Raw genomic sequence first — 18,368 nt, 5'->3', positions numbered from 1 at the left:
GCCCGGCCTCAGACGTTCCGGAAGCGGTTGATGGCGTCGATGTGCCGCGCGCGCTTCTCCGCGTCGCGCACGCCCAGGCCCTCGCGGGGCGCGAGGCACAGCACGCCGACCTTGCCCTGGTGGAGGTTGCGGTGCACGTCGTACGCGGCCTGCCCGGTGTCCTGGAGGGCGTAGACCTTGGAGAGCGTCGGGTGGATCTTCCCCTTGGCGATGAGGCGGTTGGCCTCCCACGCCTCGCGGTAGTTGGCGAAGTGGGAGCCGATGATCCGCTTCAGCGACATCCACAGGTAGCGGTTGTCGTACTCGTGCAGGTAGCCCGAGGTGGAGGCGCAGGTGGTGATCGTGCCGCCCTTGCGGGTGACGTACACGGACGCGCCGAAGGTCTCGCGGCCGGGGTGCTCGAAGACGATGTCGATGTCCTCGCCGCCGGTGAGCTCGCGGATGCGCTTGCCGAAGCGCTTCCACTCCTTGGGGTCCTGGGTGCGCTCGTCCTTCCAGAACCGGTAGCCCTCGGCGTTGCGGTCGATGATCGCCTCGGCGCCCATGGAGCGGCAGATCTCCGCCTTCTGGGGGCTGCTCACCACGCAGACGGGGTTGGCGCCGCCGGCCAGCGCGAACTGGGTGGCGTAGCTGCCCAGGCCGCCGCTCGCGCCCCAGATCAGCACGTTGTCGCCCTGCTTCATGCCGGCGCCGTTGCGCGAGACGAGCTGGCGGTAGGCGGTGGAGTTGACCAGTCCGGGGGCCGCGGCCTCCTCCCAGCTGAGGTGGTCCGGCTTGGGCATCAGCTGGTTGGACTTCACGAGCGCGATCTCGGCCAGGCCGCCGAAGTTGGTCTCGAAGCCCCAGATGCGCTGCTCGGGGTCGAGCATCGTGTCGTTGTGGCCGTCGGAGGACTCCAGCTCGACCGACAGGCAGTGGGCGACGACCTCGTCACCGGGCTTCCAGGAGTTCACTCCCGGGCCGGTGCGCAGGACGACGCCCGCGAGGTCGGAGCCAATGATGTGGTACGGCAGGTCGTGGCGCCTGGTGAGCTCGCTGAGCCGGCCGTAGCGCTCCAGGAAGCCGAAGGTGGACAGCGGCTCGAAGATCGACGTCCACACCGAGTTGTAGTTGACCGAGGAGGCCATCACGGCCACCAGGGCCTCGCCCGGGCCGAGTTCGGGGACCGGCACCTCGTCCAGGTGCAGCGACTTGCGCGGGTCCTTGTCCCGGGTGGGCTGCCCGGCGAACATCTCCGTCTCGTCCTTGTGCACGGTGACGGCGCGGTAGGCGTCGGGCAGCGGCAGCGCGGCGAAGTCGGCGGACGTGGCGTCCGGCGACTGGATCGCGTCCAGGATTTCCTTCACGGTGTTGCCTCCGGCGAATGGGATCTCCCCCCGCCCCGGCCGGGGCCGGGAGCGGGGGAGGCGTCCGGGGAGGACGCCCGAGGGTTGCGTCGGGGTGGTGCTGCGGGTGCGGGGCGTGCCGTCGGTTCGGCGAAGGTGGTGCTGCTGTGCGCGTTGTGGCGCGGAAGGGTGCCTGTGACGCAGGCGTCCGGGCGCGCGGGCCGGTGGTGCCCCGGACGGTGCCGGGAACGGCTTGCGGGGACAACCGGCGTACGAAGGGTCTCTGCACGCCGGCCGCCCGGACACCCTCAACGTATGGCACCCCGTGTCACATGACAAGGCACCGAGTGCCAACAATTTCTCTCACTTGTCATCCGGCCGTCACAGATGAGCGATGATCGATCGAATCAGGGGATGAAACGGCCCCTGACATGCCGAAACGGCCACCCCGAAGGGTGGCCGTCCTCACACCGCCCGCTCCCGGGCGCGGTGCCCGCGCGGGCAGGGCTCAGCGGTCGCGCAGGGCCTCCTCGATGGTGCGCATGACCTCGTCGAGCGGGGCGTCCGTGCGCGCCACCGTCACCAGCACCTCGCCGTGGGCGGAGGCGGTGGCGGCGGGCCGGGCGGCGGTCGTCCGGCCCGCGCCGATGCCCGTGCCGAACGTCTTGCGCACGATGGCGAACGCGTGGTCCAGCTGCGCCTCCACGTCGCCCTGGCCACCGGCCCGCAGCCAGCGCCGCAGCACGTGGTTGTGGGCCGTGACCACGGCGGAGGCGGCGACCTCGGCCAGCAGCGGGTCGTAGTTGCCGTCGTCGTGGTGCGCGTTCTCGTCGAAGTGGCCCAGCAGATAGCGGGTGAAGAGGCGCTCGTAGCGCGCCACGGAGGCGATCTCCGCCTCGCGCAGCGTGGGGACCTCGCGGGTGAGCTTGTAGCGGGAGACGGAGATCTCGGGCTGCGCGGCGTACATCCGCATGACCTCCTTGATACCGCGGCACACGGTGTCGAGGGGGTGCTCGTGGGCGGGGGCGGCGTTGAGCACCGCCTCGGCGCGGACCAGGGTGTCGTCGTGGTCCGGGAAGATCGCCTCTTCCTTGGAGCGGAAGTGCCGGAAGAAGGTGCGGCGGGCGACGCCCGCCGCGGCGGCGATCTCGTCCACGGTCGTCGCCTCGTAGCCCTTGGTCGCGAACAGCTCCATGGCCGCGGCCGCCAGCTCGCGGCGCATCTTGAGCCGTTGCGCGGCGGCGCGGCTGCCCGCGGCGGTCTCCGGAACGTCGGACGTGGCGGTGGTACGGGAGGACTTGGCGGGCTGGGACATGCCCCGAACGTACTGCATGCGCGCGGCCGGCCGCGCGCGGCCCGGACCGCCCCCGTCCGCCGGGGGCGGCGGGGCGGCCGCCGGGTCCAGCAGCCCGCCCCAGCCCCCGCGGCCGGCGGACCGGTCGTCCGGTCCCTCGCCGTACGGCTCAGCGGCGGGCATGCTCACGGAAGCCGCGGCCCGTCTTGCGGCCGAGGCAGCCCGCGGCCACCAGGTGTTCGAGCAGGGGCGCCGGTGCCAGGCCCGGATCGCGGAACTCGCGGTGCAGGACCTTCTCGATGGCGAGCGAGACGTCCAGGCCGACCACGTCCAGGAGCTCGAAGGGGCCCATCGGGTACCCGCCGCCGAGCCGCATCGCGGCGTCGATGTCGTCGGGGGTGGCGTAGTGCTCCTGGACCATCTTCACCGCGTTGTTCAGGTACGGGAACAGCAGTGCGTTCACGATGAAGCCGGCCCGGTCGCCGCAGTCCACGGGGTGCTTGCGCAGCCGCGCGCACAGGTCGCGGACCGTGGCGTGCGCCTCGTCCCCGGTCAGCACGGTGCGGACCACCTCGACGAGCTTCATCGCCGGCGCCGGGTTGAAGAAGTGCATGCCGATCACGTCCTGCGGGCGCGAGGTGGCGCGGGCGCAGGCGACGACGGGCAGCGAGGAGGTCGTGGTCGCCAGGATCGCGCCCGGCTTGCAGACCTCGTCGAACGCCGCGAACAGCCGCCGCTTGACCTCCAGGTCCTCCGCGACCGCCTCCAGGGCCAGGTCGACGTCGGCGAAGGTCTCGTAGGAGTCGGCCGGGACGATCAGGTCCAGGGCGCGGGCCGCGTCCTCGGAGCTCATGCGGCCCTTGTCCACCGAGCGCGCCAGCGACTTGCCGACGCGGCCCTTGGCGGCCCGCGCCTTGTCCTCGGTCCGCGCGGCGAGCACGACCCCGTACCCGGCCCTGGCGAAGACCTCGGCGATGCCGGACGCCATGGTGCCGGAGCCGGCGACGCCGACGGTGCGGACGGCGCGGACGGGGCCCGCGGCGCCGTCCGCGGCCGGGGTGAGCGCGTCCGGCACGACGGCGGCGCTGCCCGGCGCCTCGTACGTGTAGAACCCGCGGCCCGCCTTGCGGCCGGTCAGGCCCGCCTCGCCGAGCTGCCCGAGGATCGGCGCGGGCGCGTGCAGCCGGTCGTGCGAGGCGGCGTACATGGCGTCCAGGACCGTGCGCGCGGTGTCGATGCCGATCAGGTCGAGCAGCGCGAGCGGGCCCATCGGCAGGCCGCAGCCGAGCCGCATCGCGGCGTCGATGTCCTCGCGGGAGGCGTACTTGGCCTCGTACATCGCGGCGGCCTGGTTGAGGTAGCCGAAGAGCAGGCCGTCGGCGACGAAGCCGGGGCGGTCGCCGACGGCGACCGGCTCCTTGCCCAGCTCCAGGGCGAGGTCGGTGACGGCGGCGACGGCCTCGGGCGCGGTCAGCACGGAGGAGACGACCTCGACCAGCCTCATGGCGGGCGCGGGGTTGAAGAAGTGCAGGCCCAGCACGCGCTCGGGGTGGGCCGAGTCGGCGGCCAGACGCGTCACGGACAGGGCGTTGGTGCCGGTGGCCAGGACGGTCTCCGGGCGCACGACGTCGTCGAGGGCGCGGAAGATCTGCTGCTTGACCTCGTAGGACTCGGGGGCCACCTCGATCACGAGGTCGGCGCCCGAGGCGGCCTTCAGGTCGGTGGCGGTGCGGAAGCGGGCCAGGGCGTCGGAGCGCTCCCGCCCGGTGAGGCGCCCGCGGCCCACGGCCCGCTCCAGGGCGGCCTCCAGGGCGGTGGCGGCGCGGGCGGCGGCGGTCTCGCTGACGTCGATGCCGACGACCTCGCGGCCGGCGCGGACGAGGATCTCGGCGATACCGGTGCCCATGGTGCCCAGGCCCACGACGGCGACCGTCTTCAGCGGGGACAGGGGGGTGTCGGACAGGGGAGTGACCATCGCGGGACTCCAGATGAGGGTGACGACTGGGGACGCGCCCCGGTGCGCCGACGGGCGCACCGGGTGCGGAAAGGGGCGCGGGCGCCGCCGGGGCGGCGAGCGCGTACGCCCGGTGCCGTCCGCGGGTGCGCACACACCCGGGGAGCGGCGGTGTCCGACCGGCCCTGTCCCGGGGCCGGGCCGTGAAGCGGTGCACGGGGCACCGGACCGACGGCACTCGCGGCGGCTGCGTCACCAGGCCGCTGCGAGCGAAGGGAAAGCGAGCGGGTAACTCGCTCGTCTGAGCTTAACCCGCGGGTAACGAGCGCGCCAGTACCCCGAGTTTGTGATGTAGGTCCCGCGGCCGGACCATGGCCCTAGGCTCCTCCCATGGACGAAGAGTTGCGCGTGCTCACGGAGCGTATACAGCGGGAGGCGCAGGGCGCGGCGGCGCCGGCGTACGAGCGGCTCGCGGCGACCGAGGACCCCGACGAACTGGCCGCTGTGCTCACGGCTCCCGGGGAGCCGCTGTGGGCCAGGGAGCTGGCCGCCGTCCGGCTCGGGCTCGCGGGGGACCGGCGCGCCTTCGAGGCGCTCGTCCTCCTGCTCAACCACCGCGACCCGCAACGCTGCGCGGCCGCCGCGTACGCGCTGGCCCGGCTCGGCGACCCGCGCACCGCCCGCGCGGCCGCCGCCCTCGCCACCAACGAACTGCGCGTCGCCTACGCCCTGTACCCGGTGCGGCTCCTGGTGCGGCTGCGCGCCCCGGAGTCCGTGCCCGCGCTGATCACCACGCTGACCCGCAGGCTCCACCCGCACGACCCCTACCGCCGGGTCGCCCTGGCGTGCGTCGAGGGGCTCGGCGCCCTCGCCGACGAACGCGCCCGCCCGGTCCTGGACCGGGCCCTGGCCCACCCCAGCCTCGCGGTGGCGGCGGCGGAGGCCCTGCGCAGACTGCCGCCCCCGGGGACGGGGGAGTAGCGCCCCCGCCGCACCGTGCCGGGCCGGCGGCGCCCACCGCTCCGGCACCACCGCGAACGCCTCGACCTCCAGCAGGAACCGGGGGGAGACCAGGGCGGCGACCTGGACGGCCGAGGAGGCCGGGAGGCGGTCGGCGGGGATGTGGGCGGCGCGGGCCGCGCGGACGGCGGGCATGTGGGCCATGTCCGTCACGAAGTAGGTCAGCTTGACCACGTCGTCGAACGTGGCCCCCGCCGCGGCCGGACAGCGCCTCAGGTTCTCGAAGACCTGGCGGGCCTGGGCCTCCGGGTCGCCCGGGCCGACCAGCTCGCCGTCCTCGTCGAGGGGCAGCTGCCCGGAGACGGCCACGAGGCGGCCCGTGCCCAGGACGACGTGGGAGTAGGCGGCGGCGGGGGCGACGCCCTCGGGGGCGGGGATGCGGGTCGGGCCGGACGGCGGGGACTGCGGGGAGGGTTCGGTCATGGGGGGCCATGGCGGACCACGGCTCCGGCGGCGGTCGCGTCCGGACCGGGGCCCGGCGGTCCGGACGCGACGACCGCGCGGCGGCGGGGCTCAGCCGCGCGGGCCCAGCAGGCCGTGGAGGCGTGCGCCCCGGGAGTCCGACGGCTCCGGCGGGGCGGATTCGGCGGCGGTCTCCGGCGCCAGTGGCTTCGGGGCCGGGAGGGCCGGGCAGACCGCGTCGGCCTCGCCGTCGCCGCGCGGCACCGTGCCGTCGGTCAGGTACGCCGCCAGGTGCCCGTCCAGGCAGGCGTTCCCGGCGAGCGTGATGCCGTGGTTGCCGCCGCCCTCCTCGACCACCAGGCCCGAACCGCGCAGCAGCCGGTGCATCAAGGCGCCGCCCCGGTACGGGGTGGCGGCGTCGTCGGTCGCCTGGAACAGCAGGGCGGGCGGCAGGTCGGCGTCGGCGAGGTCGGCCGCGCCCGGCGCCGGACGCGCCGGGACCGTCGGCCAGAACGCGCACGGCGCGTTGTACCAGGTGTTGCTCCAGGTCATGAACGGCGCCTTGGCGTGCACCGCCCACGCGTCGGCGCGCCACTTGTTCCAGTCGCGCGGCCAGGCCGTGTCACCGCACTGCACCGCGGTGTAGACGCTGTAGCCGTTGTCGCCGGCCGCGTCGACGGCGCCGAAGTTCTCGTACGCCTGGACCAGCGGCGCGTCGTCCTTGTCCCGCACGTACGCCGCGAACGCCTCGGCCAGGTGCGGCCAGTAGCCGTTGAAGTAGCCGCCGGGCAGGAACGTGTCCTCCAGCTCCGCCGCGCCGACCTTCCCGCCGGCCGGCTTCCTCGCGAGGGCCGCGCGCATCGCGTACCACTCGTCCTCCACGCGCGCCGGGTCGGTGCCCAGACCGTACGCGGCGTCGTGCCCGGCGACCCAGGCCAGGAACGCGCGGTGGCGGTCGCCGAAGGCGTGGTCCTGCTGGATGTTCGCGTCGTACCAGACGCCGGAGGGGTCGACGACGGAGTCGAGGACCAGGCGCCGCACCCGCCGCGGGTACAGGTCGGCGTAGACCGCGCCCAGGTAGGTGCCGTACGAGTAGCCCAGGTAACTGATCTCCGGGGCGCCCAGGGCGCCGCGGATCGCGTCCAGGTCGCGGGCGGAGGCGACCGTGTTCATGTGCGGCAGCAGGTCCGCGTGGCGCTCGGCGCAGGCCTTCGCGAAGGCGCGGGCGCGCTCCAGGCCGGCCTTCTCCAGGGCGGGGGTGCTCGGCACGGAGTCGGGGCGCACCGGGGCGAAGTGGCCCGGGCGGCAGTCCAGCGCGGGCCGGCTCCCGCCGACGCCGCGCGGGTCGAAGCCGACGACGTCGTACTGCGCCGCGACCGCCTTCGGCAGCGACGACGCGACGAAGCCCGCGAGCGCCAGGCCGCTGCCGCCGGGGCCGCCCGGGTTGACCAGGAGGGGACCCTGGTAGGTCCGCGCGGTGTGCGGGACGCGGGAGAGGGCCAGCGTGATCTGCCGGCCGTGCGGGTGCGCGTGGTCGAGCGGCACCTTCAGGGACGCGCACTGGAGGGTCGGGTAAGCCTTGGTGCCGCACTTCTCCCAGGCGAGCGACGGCGCGGAGGCGGCGGGGGCGGTACGGGGCGCGGGCGCGGCGCCGGCGGCCGGCGCGGACACGAGCGTCCCGGCGGCCACGGCGGCGGCGCACAGGACGGCCGCGCGTCCGCGCGCGGGGAGCCGCGGCCGGACGCGCGGAGCGGGGGTGCCGGCCTTCGCGGGCCGGTGGGCCGGGGAGCGCTCCCCGGTGGGTCGCGGCATGTCGCCTCTCAGGGACGGGGGTGGGCCGTGCCTGCCACGGCCTTAGCCGAATCGTTCCCGAAAGGGCGGCCGGAAGGGGTGTTTCCGCGCAGTGTCGACCTGAATGGGTCAGTGGCGCCCGCGTCCCGCCGGTAGCAGCGCCCGCATCCCGCCGGAAGGGCTCCCGCGGACGGCCCCTCAGAGCAGCGTGAGCTGCGTCCGCTCCGGCGTGGTGTGCTCCGGCTCCGGCTCGGGCAGGCGGCGCGCCGCTCCCGGGCGCGCGGGCCCCATCCCGTACTCCTGGGCCAGCTCGTGCACCTGACGGGTGATCCGGCGCTGGTACCACTTCGGGGCGTACGCGCCGCCCGCGTACAGGCGCTCGTAGCGGTGCACCAGGTGCGGGTGGTGCCGCCCCAGCCAGCTCATGAACCACTCGCGGGCGCCGGGCCGCAGGTGCAGCGCCAGCGGTGTCACGGAGGTGGCGCCCGCGGACGCGATCGCCCGCACGGTGGCGCGCAGCTGCTCCGGGCCGTCGCTGAGGAACGGGATCACCGGGGCCATCAGCACCCCGCAGCCGATGCCGTGCCCGGCGAGCGTGCGGACGACGTCGAGGCGCCGCTCCGGGGCGGGCGTGCCCGGCTCGACGGTGCGCCACAGGGCGGGGTCGGTGAAGCCGACGGAGACGGAGACGCCGACCTCGGTGACGGAGGCGGCCTGTTTCAGCAGGTCGAGGTCGCGCAGGACCAGGGTGCCCTTGGTGAGCAGGGAGAAGGGGTTGGCGTGGTCGCGCAGCGCCGCGATGATGCCGGGCATCAGGCGGTAGCGCCCCTCGGCCCGCTGGTAGCAGTCCACGTTGGTGCCCATGGCTATGTGCTCGCCCTGCCAGCGCGGCGAGGCCAGCTGGCGGCGCAGCAGCTCGGGCGCGTTGACCTTGACCACGATCTGGCTGTCGAAGCCGAGGCCGGTGTCCAGGTCCAGATAGCTGTGGGACTTGCGGGCGAAGCAGTAGACGCAGGCGTGGGAGCAGCCGCGGTAGGGGTTCACGGTCCACTCGAAGGGCATGCGCGAGGCGCCCGGCACCCGGTTCACGACCGAGCGGGCGCGCACCTCGTGGAAGGTGATCCCGCGGAACTCCGGGGTGTCGAACGTGCGGGTCGTGACCGCGTCCGCGCCGAAGAGCGCGGTGTCCGCGGCCCGGCCGCGGCCGGACTCCGCCGTGAGGTTCTCCCAGCGCATGACGCCTCCTCGCTAGCACTGGCCACACAATAGAACACATGTTCCCTTGATCGTGCGACCCCACCGCGCGCCCCCCGATTTGGGCGCCCGGCCCGCCGGGTGGTTGGCTGGCCGTGAACCAGCGGCAACCCACGTGCAGGAGGAACGAATGGCGCAGGTCGAGGCCACCACGGAGCGGATCGTCGCGGCGCCGCCGGACGACGTGTTCGACGCCCTGGCCGACTACAGCGGCACCCGCGCGAGGCTCCTGCCGGAGCAGTTCAGCGAGTACGAGGTGCGCGAGGGCGGCGACGGCGAGGGCACGCTCGTCCACTGGAAGCTGCAGGCCACCAGCAAGCGCGTGCGCGACTGCCTGCTGGAGGTGTCCGAGCCCACCGACGGCGAACTCGTCGAGAAGGACCGCAACTCCTCCATGGTCACCACCTGGCGGGTCACCCCGGCCGGCGAGGGGAGGTCCAGGGTCGCCGTCACCACCGTGTGGAACGGCGCCGGCGGCATCGGCGGCTTCTTCGAGAAGACCTTCGCGCCCAAGGGCCTCGCCCGCATCTACGACGCGGTGCTCGCCCGCCTCGCCACCGAGGTGGAGAAGTAGCCCGCAGGGCTTTCAAGGGCCGGGCCCCCGGAGGACGTTGGAGCCGGGTCCCCAGGGATCGTTGCCCCTCTCACCGATTCGAGTGGATCACTCGGAGCGGAGGCGGACCGCCGTAACCCCTCGCGCCCGCCGCCCGTTGTCGCACAACGCGGGAACGGTGCGGCAGGCGCGACGAGGGGAGCGGGACGTGGGCGGGATCACCGAGGTGCGGGACGAGCGGACCGCCGCGCCCCCCGAGGACGGAGCCGGCGCCGCGCCTCCCGCCGCGCCGGCGGACCCGGCCGCCGCACCGGTCCCCGGACTCGGGCCCCGCCGGGTGCGCCTGGTCTTCTGCGGGCTCATGCTCGCGCTGCTGCTCGCCGCCCTGGAGCAGATGATCGTCGCCACCGCGCTGCCGCGGATCGTCGGCGAGCTGCACGGCCTGGACAGGATGTCCTGGGCGATCACCGCCTACCTGCTCACCTCGACGGTCGGCCTGCCCGTCTACGGCAAGCTCGGCGACCTCTACGGCCGCAAGGGCGTCTTCCAGTTCGCCATCGTCGTCTTCGTCGCCGGCTCCGCGCTGGCCGGCCGGGCGTCCACGATGGACCAGCTCATCGCCTGGCGCGCCCTGCAGGGCGTCGGCGCGGGCGGACTCATGATCGGCGTACAGGCGATCATCGCGGACATCGTGCCGCCCCGGGAGCGCGGCCGCTACATGGGCCTCGTCGGCGCCGCGTTCGGCCTCGCCTCGGTCGCCGGACCGCTGCTCGGCGGCTACTTCACCGACCACCTCTCCTGGCGCTGGTGCTTCTACGTCAACGTGCCCTTCGGCCTGCTCACCCTGGCCGTCGTCACCGTCGTCCTCAAGCTCCCCCGGCCCGCCGCCCGGCCCCGCCTCGACGTGCCCGGCACCCTGCTGCTGACCGCCACCTCCACCTGCCTGGTGCTGCTGACCAGCTGGGGCGGCACCGAGTACGCCTGGGGCTCCCGCACGATCCTCGGCCTGGCCGCCGGCGCCGTCGTCTGCGCGCTGCTCTTCGTGCTCGCCGAGCGCTTCGCGGCCGAACCCGTCGTCCCCCTGCGGCTGTTCCGCGACTCCGTCTTCAACGTCACCGCGCTGGTGGGCCTGGTCGTCGGCGTCGCCCTGTTCGGCGCGGCCGGCTACCTGCCGAGCTTCCTGCAGATGGTCGACGGCGCCACGGCCACCGAGTCCGGCCTGCTCATGCTGCCCATGACGGGCGGCGTCGTCCTCGCCTCGATCGTCTCCGGGCAGTTCGTCAGCCGCACCGGCCGCCACCGCCTCCCCCCGGTCCTCGGCGGCGCCCTGGCCACCCTCGGCATGTGGCTGCTGTCCCGCCTGGACGCCGACACGCCCCGGCTGCACTACAGCGTCTGGACGGCCGTGCTCGGCGCCGGCGTCGGCATGGTGATGCCGGTCCTCGTGCTCGCCGTGCAGAACTCCGTGCGCCCCGCCGACCTCGGCACCGCCACCAGCGCAAACACCTACTTCCGGCAGATCGGCGGCAGCGTCGGCGCCGCCGTCTTCGGCACGCTGCTCGCCGACCGGCTCGCCGACGCCCTCGCCCGGAACCTGCCCGCCGCGAGCGGACTGCCCGACCCGGAGTCCGTCACACCGCAGCTCGTCCACGCCCTGCCCGCCGCCGTGCGCGACGGCTACGTCCGCGCGTACGCCGAGGCCATGCCGCCGCGCGTACGCCGAGGCCATGCCGCGCATCTTCCTCTACCTCGTGCCGGTGCTCGCCCTCGGCCTGCTCATCGCCTGCTTCCTCAAGGAGAAACCCCCGGTGTCCCACTCCGCCCCCACCACCGGTGCCGAGCCCGCCGAGTCCGCCGAGTCCCCGGTCCCGCAGGCCCGCGCGGCGCACACCGGGGGCGTGCCCGTCCGCGGCACGGTGCGGCACTCCGACGGCACCGCCGTGCCCGGCGCCGCCCTCACCCTCGTCGACGGCGCCGGACGGCAGACCGGACGGGGCGCCGGCGGCGAGGACGGGCGGTACGCGCTGGCGGCGCCGGGACCCGGCGCGTACGTCCTGATCGCTGCGGCCGGCGGCCACCAGCCGCAGGCCGTCGGCGTCACCGTCGGCGACCGGCCGGTGGAGCTGGACGTGGTGCTCGGCGGCGCCGGGCGCCTGGCCGGCAGCGTCCTGGCCGCCGACGGCAGCCCCGTGCGCGACGCCGTCGTCACCCTCACCGACGTGCACGGCGAGGTCGTCGCCACCACCCGCAGCGGCCACGGGGGCGGGTACACGATCACCGGGCTGGTGGCCGGCGAGTACACCCTCGCGGCCGGCGCGCCCGCCTTCCGTCCGGCCGCGCTGCCCGTCACCGTGCAGGCCGCCCGCGAGACCCGGCAGGACGTCGAGCTGGCCGGCGGCGCCGTGCTGCGCGGCACCGTGCGCGGCGGCGGCCGCCCGGTCGAGGACGCGCGGGTGACCCTGCTGGACGCGGCGGGCAACGTCGTCGGCTCGCACACCACCGGCGCCGACGGGACCTTCCGCTTCGTCGACCTGTCCTCCGGCGAGTACACCGTGATCGCCTCCGGCTATCCGCCCGTGGCGACCGTGCTGCGGATGGCGGGCGGCGGCCGCACGGAGCGCGACCTCCAGCTCGGGCACGAGGACCGGCGGGAGGAGGCGGAGGGCTGAGGGAGCAGCGGGTCCGAAGGGGGCCTCGAGCCCCCTGGGCGCGCCGGAGCCGCCCCGGGGGCCAATTCCCGGGTTGACGCACATGGCGACGCTACCCGGTCGTACCGTGAGGGATGGCGGTACAGATCGTGCGGAGCCGTGCAGAGAGGGCCTGGCCCATGGACCGTGGCACCGAGACCGGCGCGACAGGCCGCCCGGACGACGGCGCCGCCGCGGCCGGGCGCATCCCGCTCGCCGTCGTGGTGGTCGACCGCGACGGTCTCGTCTCGCACTGGAGCAGGGGCGCCCGGCGGCTGTTCGGCGTCGCGAAGGAGGAGGCGGTGGGCCGCGCGGCCGGCGACCTGCTGCCCGTCTCCGGCGCCCTGCCCGAGGACGACGAGCCCGCGCCCGCCGGGGAGTACACCGCCTACGACGGGCTCGGCCCCGGCCTGGAGACCTCCCTGGACGGGCGGCTGTCCTACCCGGCGGCGGGCCGCGCCCGGCTCACCGTGCCGGACCGGGACCGCGCCGACGTGCTGTGGTGGGCCTACCCGCTGGTGGGCCCCGGGTCCGAGCGGCTGCTGGTGCTGGCCGCCGACGCCGACGCGCTGCGCGCCCCGGACGAGGAGCACGCCGGCCACATCGTGCCCGCCTTCGCCCTGCACACCGACTTCCCCGGCGCCGAGGAGCTCGCCCGGCGGCTGCCCGAGATCCTGCCCAGCATGAGCGTCGGCGAGAGCGCCCGCATCGTCTCCCAGGTCCTCGAACTCGGCTACCCGGTCCTGGAGTTCAGCCGGAACCACCGGGTGCCCGTCACCCCCGACTGGGGCGTGCCGCGGCGGGCCGGGCGCGCCGCGCGCCGGAGGCGGGCCGAGGAGGCCGCGGCCGCGGGCCGCCCCCTCCCCTCGGACGCCGCGGGCGGGGGCGAGGGGGAGGACCTGGAGTACGCCGCGGTCCGCGAGCGCCTGGAGTTCCTCAACGAGGTCAGCGGGCGCATCGGCTCCTCGCTCGACCTGTCCGCGACGATTCAAGAGGTCAGCCGGGCCGTCGTGCCGCGCTTCACGGACGTGGCCGGCACCTATCTGCGCGAGCAGGTCGTCGCGGGCGAGGGCTTCCCCGAGGGCGTGCCCGACGAGACCACGCTGTGGCACCGGGTGGCCGTGGAGCACACCGACGAGCCGGGCCGCTGGGACGACGTCGTGCCGGTCGGCGAGTCGATGCCCTTCCCCGCGCACACGCCGTTCTTCCAGTGCATGACCAGCGGCGAGCCGGTGCTGGTGCCCCGCATCAGCGAGGAGATGGGCAACGCGATCGCCTCGCAGTTCGAGAAGCGGGACATCCGGCCGCTGATCACCGGCCGCTCGATGCTGGTCGTGCCGCTCAAGGCGCGCAACGTGGTGCTGGGCTTCATGATCCTGCTGCGCCACCGCGAGCGGCCCGAGTTCAACGACATGGACCGCGTCACCGGCGCCGAACTGGCCGCCCGCGCCGGGCTCGTGCTCGACAACGCGCGCATGTACACGTACCAGGAGAGCGTCGCCGAGACCCTCCAGGACAGCATGCTGCCGCACATCGCGCCGCGCATGGCGGGGTGCGACATCGCCACCCGCTATCTGCCGGGCACGCTCCTCGGGAGGGTCGGCGGCGACTGGTTCGACTCGGTGAAGCTGCCCGGCTCCCGCACCGCGCTGGTCGTCGGCGACGTCATGGGCCACGGCCTGAACTCGGCGGCCATGATGGGGCAGCTGCGCACCGCCGTGCAGACCATGGCGGCCCTGGACCTGCCCCCGGCCCAGCTGCTGCGCAGCCTGGACGACCTCGCCCAGCGGCTCGGCGAGCACTACCTCGCGACCTGCGTGTACGCCGTCTACGACCCGATCGCCGGGGAGGTGGAGCTCGCCAACGCCGGCCACATCCCGCCGGTGCTGGTGCGCGCCGGGGACGGGCACAGCGACCTGCTGGAGCTGCCGACGGGCGCGCCGATCGGCGTCGGCGGGGTGCCCTTCGAGTCCGTACGGGTCCCGGTGGCGGCCGGCGACCGGCTGGTGATGTGCACCGACGGGCTGGTCGAGGTGCGCGGCGAGGACATCGGCGTCGGGCTCGCCACGCTCTGCGAGTCCGCCGCCCACCCGGCCGCCTCCATGGACGACGCCTGCGACACGATCATCCGCGCGCTGAACACGCGCGGCGGCCGCAAGGACGACGTGGCGCTGCTGATGGCCCGGCTCAACGGCATCGGACCGGACCACGTCGCCCGGTGGCGGTTCGCGCCCGACCCGGCCGAGGCGGGCCGCGCCCGCGCCGCCGTCCGCGAGCGGCTGCGCGTGTGGGGCCTGGACTCCCTCGCCGACCACGCCGTGCTGATGGTGGACGAGCTGGTCGCCAACGCCGTGCGCCACTCCCGCGGCCCGGTCGACCTGCGGCTGGTGCGCGGCGACACCCTGCTGTGCGAGGTGGACGACGACGACCACACCCTGCCCACCCTGCTCAGCGCCGGGCCCGAGGACGAGTACGGGCGCGGGCTGAGAGTCGTCAGCGCGCTGGCGCGGGAGTGGGGTGCCAGCCGAACCGGGGCGGGCAAGACGGTCCGGTTCGAGCTGGCACTGCCGCGGTCGCGGGTGCGGTAGCCGGCGTCCGGCCCCCGCGCACGGGCGCCGGGAGCGGGCTGTCTCCGTGCGCAGGTGCGGAGCGGACCGGTTTCTGTGTGCAGGTGCGGGACGGACCGGTTTCCGTGTGCAGGCGCCGGGCGGGCCGGTCTCCGCGCGGGGTGTCAGGCGGGCCCGTCCCTTCCCGCAGCCACCGGACGGGGTGCTTCCCGTACGGCGGCGGCCGGGCGGTGGGGCGCGCGGGGAAGGCCGGACGGTGTGGGCGTGTCGACGGGTCGTGAAGGTCCGCGCGGCATGCCTTGTGGGCATGTGCCGGGCGCGGTAGACCGTACTGCCCGTGCGGTACCGCCCGCCGGTCGCGGCGGGCGGCGGTGGCGTCCTGGGGAGCCGGTCATGAGCGTGACGAGCAGATACAGGGAAGCGTGGGAGGGCTTCTGGCGGGAGGCCCCCGAGGAGCAGGGCGCCGTCTTCTGGGACACCGAACCCGCCCTCGCCGTCGGTGCCCACCTCGCCCTCTTCGAGCCGCACCTGACGGAGCCCGGACTGCCGCTCGTCGACCTCGGCTGCGGCAACGGCACCCAGACCCGCCGCCTCGCCGACCGCTTCCCACGGGTCGTCGGCGCCGACCTGTCGGCCGCCGCGCTCGAGCGCGCGCGCCGCGCGGACCCGGCGGGCCGGGCGGCGTACCGGCTGCTCGACGCGGCGGACGGGGACGAGGCCGCGACGCTCCACGCCGAACTGGGCGACGCCAACGTCTACATGCGCGGCGTGCTGCACCAGTGCGAACCAGACGACCGGCAGGCGGTGGCCGACACCGTGGCCGTTCTGGTGGGCGGGCGCGGCCGGGCCTTCCTGCTCGAACTGTCCGAGGCCGCGCGGCCGGTGCTGCTCAACCTCGCGCGGGGCGACGGCGGGCCGCCCGCCAAGCTGGCGCCGATCCTCCGGCACGGCATCGCGCCCGCCGAGGTCGCCGACGACGCGGTCCCGCAGTACCTGCGCGCCGCCGGGCTCACCGTCCTGGCCTCGGGCGGGCTGCCGCTGGTCACCACGGAGCACACGGCGGACCGCTCGCGCATCGAGCTGCCCTCGAAGTGGCTGGTCGCCGGCCGCCCCGCGTGAGGGCCACCGTGTCGCCGCCACGCGGAAGCCGGTGCCCCCGGCGGAGCCGCCGGGGTGTCAAAGGAGCGGGCGGCGACACGGCAGCGGTCGCAGTACGAGCCGTGGCACACGGGGGAGCTGCCGTGCGCGGCCCGGGCCGAGCCCTCGGCGGGACCGGTGGGGCCGGTGCGCGGGCGGCCGGAGGCGCGGGCCCGTGGCCCGGGTCCCGGAGGCGGGAGGCCGTGCTTCCGCCGCCCTGTGGGCGGCCGGGCGTCTGCGGTAGAACTGGGGGATGGCAAAGATCCTCATCAGCGCCGACATGGAGGGCGCCACCGGCGTGACGTGGCCCGCCGACGTGCTGCCGGGCACCGCGCAGTGGGAGCGGTGCCGCTCGATGTTCACCTCCGACGTCGACGCCGCCGTGACCGGCTTCTTCGAGGGGGGCGCCGACGAGGTCCTCGTCAACGAGGCGCACTGGACCATGCGCAATCTGCTCCTGGAGCGGCTGGACGAACGGGCGCAGATGCTCACCGGCCGGCACAAGGCGCTGTCCATGGTCGAGGGCGTGCAGCACGGCGACGTCGACGGCGTCGCGTTCGTCGGCTACCACGCGGGCGCCGGCATGGAGGGCGTCCTCGCCCACACCTACCTCGCCAACCAGATCACCGGCGTGTGGCTGAACGGCGTACGGGCCAGCGAGGGCCTGCTCAACGCGCACGTCGTCGCCGAGTACGGCGTGCCCGTCGTCCTCGTCACCGGCGACGACGTCGCCTGCGAGGACGCGCTCGGCTACGCGCCCGAGGCGCTGAAGGTCGCCGTCAAGGACCACGTCTCGCGGTACGCGGCCGTGTGCCGCACGCCCGCCAGGACCGCCGCCGACATCCGGGCCGCCGCCAAGGAGGCCGCCCGGCTCGCGGTGCGCCACGCACCGGTGCGCGGCGGCCCGTTCACGGTCGCGGTGGAGTTCGACGCCGAGCACCTGGCCATGGCGGCCACCGTGGTGCCGGGTGTGGACCGCGTCGCGGAGCGGAAGGTGGCGTACACGAGCCCGACCATGTACGAAGGCATCCGCACGTTCAAGGCGGTCACCACGATCGTCTCGGCCGCCGTGGAGGAGACGTATGGCTGACGCGTTCGACGAGGTCGTGGAGTTCACCTCCGACCTCATCAGGATCGACACGACCAACCGCGGCGGCGGGGACTGCCGGGAGCGCCCCGCCGCCGAGTACGCCGCGGCCCGGCTCGCGGAGGCCGGCCTGGAGCCGGTCCTGCTGGAGCGCACCCCGGGCCGCACCAACGTCGTCGCTCGGATCGAGGGCACCGACCCGTCCGCCGACGCGCTGCTGGTCCACGGCCACCTGGACGTCGTGCCGGCGCGGGCGGAGGACTGGAGCGTGCACCCGTTCTCCGGCGAGGTGCGCGACGGCGTCGTGTGGGGCCGGGGCGCGGTCGACATGAAGAACATGGACGCGATGGTCCTCGCGGTCGTGCGCGCCTGGGCGAGGGAGGGGAAGCGGCCCCGCCGGGACGTCGTCGTCGCCTTCACCGCCGACGAGGAGGCCAGCGCCGAGGACGGCTCGGGCTTCCTCGCCGACTCCCACCCGGAGCTGTTCGAGGGCTGCACGGAGGGGATCAGCGAGTCCGGCGCGTTCACCTTCCACGACGGCAGCGGGCGCGAGATCTACCCCGTCGCGGCCGGTGAGCGCGGTACGGGCTGGCTGAGGCTGACCGCGCGCGGCCGCGCCGGGCACGGCTCCAAGGCGAACCCGGACAACGCCGTCACGCGTCTCGCCACCGCGGTCGCCCGCATCGGCGCCCACGAGTGGCCCGTACGGCTCACCCCGACCGTCCGCGCGGCCCTGACCGAGCTCTGCGCGCTGTACGGCGTCGCCCCCGACTTCGACGACGTCGACGCGCTGCTCGCCAAGCTCGGGCCCGCCGCCGCCCTCGTCGCGCCCACCGTGCGCAACAGCGCCAACCCGACCATGCTGGACGCCGGCTACAAGGTCAACGTCGTCCCGGGCGAGGCCGTCGCCCACGTCGACGGGCGCTTCCTGCCCGGCGGCGAGGACGAGTTCCGCGCGACCCTTGACCGGCTCACCGGGCCGGACGTGGAGTGGGAGTACCACCACCGCGAGACGGCGCTCCAGGCACCGGTGGACTCGCCCACGTTCGCGCTGATGCGGGCCGCGGTCGAGGAGTTCGCGCCCGGGGGCCACGTCGTGCCGTACTGCATGTCGGGCGGCACCGACGCCAAGCAGTTCTCGCGGCTGGGCATCACCGGCTACGGGTTCGCGCCGCTGCGGCTCCCCGAGGGCTTCGACTACCAGGCCCTCTTCCACGGGGTCGACGAGCGCGTCCCCGTGGAGGCGCTGCACTTCGGCGTCCGCGTCCTCGACCGCTTCCTGCGCACGGCTTAGGAG

General features: G+C 75.0%; 11 protein-coding genes and 2 pseudogenes. 7 read left to right on the top strand and 6 right to left on the bottom strand.

Annotation, left to right across the window (positions count from 1 at the left end):
- Positions 1-8: 8 nt before the first annotated feature.
- The 3 genes from ccrA to IE271_RS13865 all read right to left on the bottom strand — a co-directional run bounded on the left by ccrA (position 9) and on the right by IE271_RS13865 (position 4,594).
- Entirely contained in the window at positions 9-1,346 is a 1,338-nt protein-coding gene (gene ccrA / locus IE271_RS13875) for a crotonyl-CoA carboxylase/reductase (protein WP_190190573.1), read from the bottom strand.
- 487 nt (positions 1,347-1,833) lie between these two features.
- Entirely contained in the window at positions 1,834-2,658 is an 825-nt protein-coding gene (locus IE271_RS13870) for a TetR family transcriptional regulator (RefSeq protein ID WP_190190602.1), read from the bottom strand.
- 130 nt (positions 2,659-2,788) lie between these two features.
- On the bottom strand, positions 2,789-4,594 hold the full coding sequence (locus IE271_RS13865; RefSeq protein ID WP_190190572.1) for a 3-hydroxyacyl-CoA dehydrogenase family protein: 1,806 nt from the start codon (positions 4,592-4,594) through the stop codon (positions 2,789-2,791).
- A 369-nt stretch (positions 4,595-4,963) separates the two neighbouring features.
- Between IE271_RS13865 and IE271_RS13860 the strand changes: the two genes are divergently transcribed.
- Complete coding sequence (locus IE271_RS13860) at positions 4,964-5,554, top strand: adenylosuccinate lyase (protein WP_190190571.1); 591 nt, start codon at positions 4,964-4,966, stop codon at positions 5,552-5,554.
- A gap of 45 nt (positions 5,555-5,599) precedes the next feature.
- On the opposite strand, the pseudogene IE271_RS13855 reads toward IE271_RS13860, so the two are convergent.
- The 3 genes and pseudogenes from IE271_RS13855 to IE271_RS13845 form a co-directional block, all read right to left on the bottom strand.
- A pseudogene (locus IE271_RS13855) lies at positions 5,600-6,016 on the bottom strand (RidA family protein); the annotation flags it as partial.
- Positions 6,017-6,106: 90 nt separating this feature from the next.
- Positions 6,107-7,807, bottom strand: coding sequence for an alpha/beta hydrolase (locus tag IE271_RS13850; protein ID WP_190190570.1), 1,701 nt, complete (start codon positions 7,805-7,807; stop codon positions 6,107-6,109).
- Between the two features lie 177 nt (positions 7,808-7,984).
- The gene (locus IE271_RS13845) at positions 7,985-9,022 is read right to left on the bottom strand and encodes an Rv2578c family radical SAM protein (RefSeq protein ID WP_190190569.1); all 1,038 of its coding nucleotides are present in this window, start codon (positions 9,020-9,022) and stop codon (positions 7,985-7,987) included.
- Positions 9,023-9,170: 148 nt separating this feature from the next.
- Here IE271_RS13845 and IE271_RS13840 point away from each other — a divergent pair, with 148 nt between their 5' ends.
- The 6 genes and pseudogenes from IE271_RS13840 (at position 9,171) to IE271_RS13815 (ending at position 18,365) form a co-directional block, all read left to right on the top strand.
- Complete coding sequence (locus IE271_RS13840) at positions 9,171-9,614, top strand: SRPBCC family protein (protein WP_190190568.1); 444 nt, start codon at positions 9,171-9,173, stop codon at positions 9,612-9,614.
- Between the two features lie 187 nt (positions 9,615-9,801).
- Positions 9,802-12,262 (top strand): annotated as a pseudogene (locus tag IE271_RS13835) (MFS transporter).
- 158 nt (positions 12,263-12,420) lie between these two features.
- The gene (locus tag IE271_RS13830; RefSeq protein ID WP_190190567.1) at positions 12,421-14,868 is read left to right on the top strand and encodes an ATP-binding SpoIIE family protein phosphatase; all 2,448 of its coding nucleotides are present in this window, start codon (positions 12,421-12,423) and stop codon (positions 14,866-14,868) included.
- A 372-nt stretch (positions 14,869-15,240) separates the two neighbouring features.
- A complete protein-coding gene (locus IE271_RS13825) occupies positions 15,241-15,966 on the top strand; it encodes a class I SAM-dependent methyltransferase (RefSeq protein ID WP_190190566.1) in 726 nt (241 codons plus the stop codon).
- A gap of 271 nt (positions 15,967-16,237) precedes the next feature.
- Positions 16,238-17,074, top strand: coding sequence for a M55 family metallopeptidase (locus IE271_RS13820; RefSeq protein WP_190190565.1), 837 nt, complete (start codon positions 16,238-16,240; stop codon positions 17,072-17,074).
- Complete coding sequence (locus IE271_RS13815; RefSeq protein WP_190190564.1) at positions 17,067-18,365, top strand: M20/M25/M40 family metallo-hydrolase; 1,299 nt, start codon at positions 17,067-17,069, stop codon at positions 18,363-18,365. Before IE271_RS13820 ends, IE271_RS13815 begins: the two co-directional genes overlap by 8 nt.
- The last annotated feature ends 3 nt before the right edge of the window (positions 18,366-18,368 follow it).

It is taken from the genome of Streptomyces minutiscleroticus (genome assembly GCF_014650875.1).
Classification (GTDB): domain Bacteria; phylum Actinomycetota; class Actinomycetes; order Streptomycetales; family Streptomycetaceae; genus Streptomyces; species Streptomyces minutiscleroticus.
The sequence above is the reverse complement of the archived record's forward strand: the minus strand, read 5'-3'. Positions and strand labels throughout refer to the sequence as shown.

Coding starts and splice junctions, on each gene's coding strand:
- IE271_RS13830 (WP_190190567.1), top strand. CDS start 12,421: ATGGACCGTGGCACCGAGACCGGCGCGACAGGCCGCCCGGACGACGGC.
- IE271_RS13870 (WP_190190602.1), bottom strand. CDS start 2,658: ATGCAGTACGTTCGGGGCATGTCCCAGCCCGCCAAGTCCTCCCGTACC.
- IE271_RS13820 (WP_190190565.1), top strand. CDS start 16,238: ATGGCAAAGATCCTCATCAGCGCCGACATGGAGGGCGCCACCGGCGTG.
- IE271_RS13840 (WP_190190568.1), top strand. CDS start 9,171: ATGGCGCAGGTCGAGGCCACCACGGAGCGGATCGTCGCGGCGCCGCCG.
- IE271_RS13865 (WP_190190572.1), bottom strand. CDS start 4,594: ATGGTCACTCCCCTGTCCGACACCCCCCTGTCCCCGCTGAAGACGGTC.
- IE271_RS13845 (WP_190190569.1), bottom strand. CDS start 9,022: ATGCGCTGGGAGAACCTCACGGCGGAGTCCGGCCGCGGCCGGGCCGCG.
- IE271_RS13825 (WP_190190566.1), top strand. CDS start 15,241: ATGAGCGTGACGAGCAGATACAGGGAAGCGTGGGAGGGCTTCTGGCGG.
- IE271_RS13860 (WP_190190571.1), top strand. CDS start 4,964: ATGGACGAAGAGTTGCGCGTGCTCACGGAGCGTATACAGCGGGAGGCG.
- IE271_RS13815 (WP_190190564.1), top strand. CDS start 17,067: ATGGCTGACGCGTTCGACGAGGTCGTGGAGTTCACCTCCGACCTCATC.
- IE271_RS13850 (WP_190190570.1), bottom strand. CDS start 7,807: ATGCCGCGACCCACCGGGGAGCGCTCCCCGGCCCACCGGCCCGCGAAG.